General features: G+C 70.7%; 5 protein-coding genes. 2 read left to right on the forward strand and 3 right to left on the reverse strand.

Annotated elements, in window-relative coordinates; all coding sequences use genetic code 11:
- Positions 1 to 775: hypothetical protein (locus VNM44_RS16775; RefSeq protein WP_325627423.1), on the reverse strand; the 775-nt coding region annotated here is incomplete at its 3' end.
- A gap of 107 nt (positions 776 to 882) precedes the next feature.
- On the opposite strand from VNM44_RS16775, the gene VNM44_RS16780 reads away from it, so the two are divergent.
- Positions 883 to 1,929 (forward strand): lysylphosphatidylglycerol synthase transmembrane domain-containing protein, encoded by a 1,047-nt coding sequence (locus tag VNM44_RS16780; protein WP_325627425.1) that lies wholly within the window; start codon positions 883 to 885, stop codon positions 1,927 to 1,929.
- A gap of 2 nt (positions 1,930 to 1,931) precedes the next feature.
- On the opposite strand, the gene VNM44_RS16785 is transcribed toward VNM44_RS16780, so the two are convergent.
- On the reverse strand, positions 1,932 to 2,561 hold the full coding sequence (locus VNM44_RS16785) for a response regulator transcription factor (RefSeq protein WP_325627427.1): 630 nt from the start codon (positions 2,559 to 2,561) through the stop codon (positions 1,932 to 1,934).
- 191 nt (positions 2,562 to 2,752) lie between these two features.
- Between VNM44_RS16785 and VNM44_RS16790 the strand changes: the two genes are divergently transcribed.
- Entirely contained in the window at positions 2,753 to 2,899 is a 147-nt protein-coding gene (locus VNM44_RS16790) for a hypothetical protein (RefSeq protein WP_325627429.1), read from the forward strand.
- 1 nt (position 2,900) lies between these two features.
- Here VNM44_RS16790 and VNM44_RS16795 read toward each other — a convergent pair whose 3' ends face one another.
- Positions 2,901 to 3,734, reverse strand: coding sequence for a hypothetical protein (locus tag VNM44_RS16795; protein WP_325627431.1), 834 nt, complete (start codon positions 3,732 to 3,734; stop codon positions 2,901 to 2,903).
- Between the last annotated feature and the right edge of the window lie 41 nt (positions 3,735 to 3,775).

Genomic DNA, 3,775 nt, shown 5'->3' on the forward strand with positions numbered 1-3,775 from the left:
CGAGCTTCGTCCCGTACGGCGATGCCAACACGCAGAGTGGTGCGAGCACGACGAGCGTGGCGGGTAGCCAGGCGAGCCGTCGGGCGCACACCATGGCGACCACCCCGAGCAACATCGTCAAGGCCGCGCCGAGGACGACCGAGCCGTGGAGGTTCGCCCAGACGACGAGCAGCGGCAGCACGAGCAGCGTCCTGCGGCGCACGCCACGGCGCGAGGCGTCGATCAGGAGCCAAAGCGTCCCGGCATAGAAGGGAAGTGCCGTTGTCTGCGCACGCAACGTCCAGCCCCAGGGGCCGGCCAGCACGGCGAGGAAGCCGATCAGGAAGGTCGAGCGCGACGAGGCGCCGCTCGTCCTTGCCGTGGCGGTGACGAGCGCGAGCGCGACGAGGACGAGGGCGATTCCGAGCAGGATCACCGCGCGCATCCCGGCGAGCTCGTGCGCTGCGTAGAAGACGACCTGCGCGAGCCACTGCTGGTCGGTCCACGTTCGCCCGTCGCCGAGGATCGTCAGATGCTCGGTGTGGGGAAGGCCGTGGTCGAGGACCTCGCGGCCCGCCATCAGCGTCAGCCAGGTGTCGCCGACGACGATCGACGGTGCGAAGACGGAGAGGAGGACGATGCCGACGAGCGAGACGAGCAGGATCGGAAAGGGGCTCGTTTCGAGGACGCGTGCGAAGCGGCCCTCGGCGACGCGCGGGCGTGGTTCGGGGCCGGCGTCAGTCGCGCGCGGGTCGGCGGCATGGGGAGCCACACCCCTGAGCGTCGTGACGGGCACCGGTGAATGATCGCGTGCGCATCGGAGCGCCTGTCTGGACCATGGGCTAGGCCTGGTCGGGACCCGCGCCGCTGGCCTAGCGCATGACGTGTGACGATGCTTCCGAGGTGACCGTCGTCCCGGACTCGGTCGTCCGCCCGACCGCGACTCCCTCGCTGCCAGAGGTGCCCGGCAGCCCGCGCAGCCGCTCGCTCGTCGTGGCTGCGGCGATCGGGATCCCGGTCTCGATCGTCTTCCTCTACCTCGCGATCCGCGGGACCGATCTCGGGGCGGTCTGGGGCACGCTGCAGGGAGTTCACCCGTTGCCGTTGCTCGGCGCCGTGGCCTGCATGGGCGCGGTCTACTGGCTGCAGGCGGCGCGGTGGCGGCGGATCGCCGACACGCGGCTCCCACAGCGCCGGTTCGTCGAGATGGTCGTTGCGGGCGTCGCGGTCAACAACGTGCTGCCAGGCCGTGTCGGGGACTGGCTGCGGGCCCGCTGGGTGTCGCGCGGTGCCTACTCCTACGGGCGTGGGGTCGCGACCGTCGTGCTCGACCGCGGCTTCGACATCCTCGCTCTCGTCACCTTCCTGCTCGTGAGCCTGCCGTTCGTCACCGACGAGGGATGGGTCGACCGCATCGTCGTCGGCTCCGTGCTCGTCCTAGCGGTCCTCGGCGTGCTTCTTGTCGCGGCCCGCTCGTACACCCGTCGCCGGCCGCGTGGGCGCCGGGAGCACCGCGGGCTGCCGCGGCGGTTCGTGCGGGACACGCTCGAGGGGCTCTCGGATCCGCTGTCCGTCGAGCGCGGGCTCGTCTGGTTCGGCTTCAGCGTCGCCGCCTGGAGCGCCTGGGCGCTCGGGGCGGTCCTCGTGGGACGCGCTGTGGGCGTCGACCTGTCGCTGCTCGACGCGGTGTTCGTGACTGCAGCGCTGAACCTCGGGGTCGCCATTCCGTCGTCCCCGGGCTTCGTCGGCACGTACCAGTGGCTCGGCGTCTCGGCGCTCGCGCTCTTCGGCGTCGGCCGGGAGGAGGGGCTGGCGTTCGCGATCGCGATGCAGGCCGTGTGGTACGTGCCGACGACGATCGTCGGAGCCGTCCTGCTCTTCGCGAACGCGCGCGGCGCCTGGCGGACGCCGACGTCCGCCGCGGGCGGTCTGCGGCGCGCGACCGGCTGAGCTCAGTCGTCGCCGAGCGGCCGCTGGATCAGGCCGAGCTGGTAGGCCTGCCGCACTGCGTCCGCCCGATTCTTGGCGCCGAGCTTGCGGTAGACGTTCGTCAGGTGGAACTTCACCGTCTGCTGCGTGACCCAGAGCTCCTTGGCGATCTCGTCGTTCGACTTGCCGCTCGCGAGCTCTGTGAGGATCGCGATCTCCCGGTCGGTGAGCCCGGCCGCCTTGGCGCCGCTCGACGTGGAGGCCTCGGTCGCGCCGACCGTCGAGAAGACGGTGCCGCCGATCACCTGCCGGAGCGTCGAGGGCAGGTCGGTCGGATCGACGGTCTTCAGCACGTAGGCGCTCGCGCCGCGCCGTAGCGCCTCCTCGATCAGGTCGGGGGTCGTGGAGGCGGAGAGCATCACGACCTTGACCTTGGGGTGCCGGCGCCGGATCTCCTCGAGGCACTGGAGGCCGTCCATGTTCGGCATCCGGACGTCGAGCACCACGAGGTCCGGGCTCGTCTGGCCGACGAGCGGGAGCACCTGCGCGCCATTCTGGGTCTCGCCGACGATCTCGAAGCCGCCGTCGTCCTCGAGGGCGCGGCGGATGCCGTCGAGCATCAGGCGATGGTCGTCTGCGAGGAGAACCTTCACGGCCGCAGTCTCGCATGCGCGTCCGACGGCGGGCTCACCCGACCGGGGCCCGGGGAGGGCTGTTCAGTCACTCGTGCGAGGCATTGCGCCCCCCGAAGGGGTCACTACCGTCGGAGTCAGGACGACGAACACCGATTCCGAGGGGGAAAACGGCGATGACGGGGAGAGCGAGGGAGCATGAGGTACGGGTCATGGGTCTCGGTCTCGCGGCGGTGGCGGTGCTCGCGACGTTCCTGGCGATCTGGCTCGCGACGTCGCTCGGCGCGCAGTTGCGCTCACATGCGTCGGACGCGTCGGTGACGAGCACCTCGGGCGGCACGACGCTCGTCAGCTCGTAGCTCAGCCGGCAACCCAGGCGGACGCGCCCGCCGGCCCACGTCGGACGACCTCGACCTTCGGTGGGCTCTGCGACAGCGTCAGCTGGAGGTCGACCCACGTGAGATTGTTTGCCTCGTTCGCCTCGCGGAACCAGTCGTTCGGATCGGCATCTGCCCACAGCCGGTACACGCCGTCCGCGAGGCCGTTTACGAGCAGACGCTGATCCGGGAGCGTCCAGAAGTACGGATCGGCGAATCCGGGCGAGAGACCCATCTCGAGTTCGAGCGTCGATCGACCGTCGCAGTCGTCCTTGCCGAACGTCGGCGCGATCGGCGCATCCGCCGGCTGCCTCGCGAGTCGCACCTGGTCGAAGAAGCAGTAGCCGACCTTCGAGTAGCGGCGGAGGACCTCGCTGGACGCAGGACGCGTGAGCCAGTACGACGCGCCGATCTGGACGTGCCAGTGATCGTGCCCGTGGCCGCCGAAGACCATGTTCCCGGGCGTCACGACCTCGCTCGTCGGCGCGTCGTGCTCGCGGAACCGTTGCGAGACGCGCCAGTCGCCACGCTCGTCAGCACGGACGGCATGGACGATGAAGGGGCCCGAGCCGAGATTTCCGATCGACGCGGTGAAGGCGACGTACTGGTTCCCACTCGGCGCCACGCCGGCCGCGACGTCGGTCAGCGGCGACATGGCGAGATCCGGAAGGATCGGGTCGTTCGGCGCCGCGAGGGGCTCCGGGAGCGACGACGGCCAGTACGTGACCGCCGCCGCGACGCCGAGCGCCGCCAGCCCCAGCACGGTGCCCGGCAGGCCACCCCGGCGCGCTCCGCGTCGCTTGCCGCTCTGCGCCATCGCTTACCTCCCTCTTGTGCCGACGTCCTCATGTAAGGAAT

This window comes from Gaiella sp. (assembly GCF_035558935.1).
Taxonomy (GTDB): domain Bacteria; phylum Actinomycetota; class Thermoleophilia; order Gaiellales; family Gaiellaceae; genus Gaiella.

Bases quoted from the DNA above. Each gene is read 5' to 3' on its own strand.
- VNM44_RS16790 (WP_325627429.1), top strand. From the start codon at position 2,753: ATGGGTCTCGGTCTCGCGGCGGTGGCGGTGCTCGCGACGTTCCTGGCG.
- VNM44_RS16795 (WP_325627431.1), bottom strand. From the start codon at position 3,734: ATGGCGCAGAGCGGCAAGCGACGCGGAGCGCGCCGGGGTGGCCTGCCG.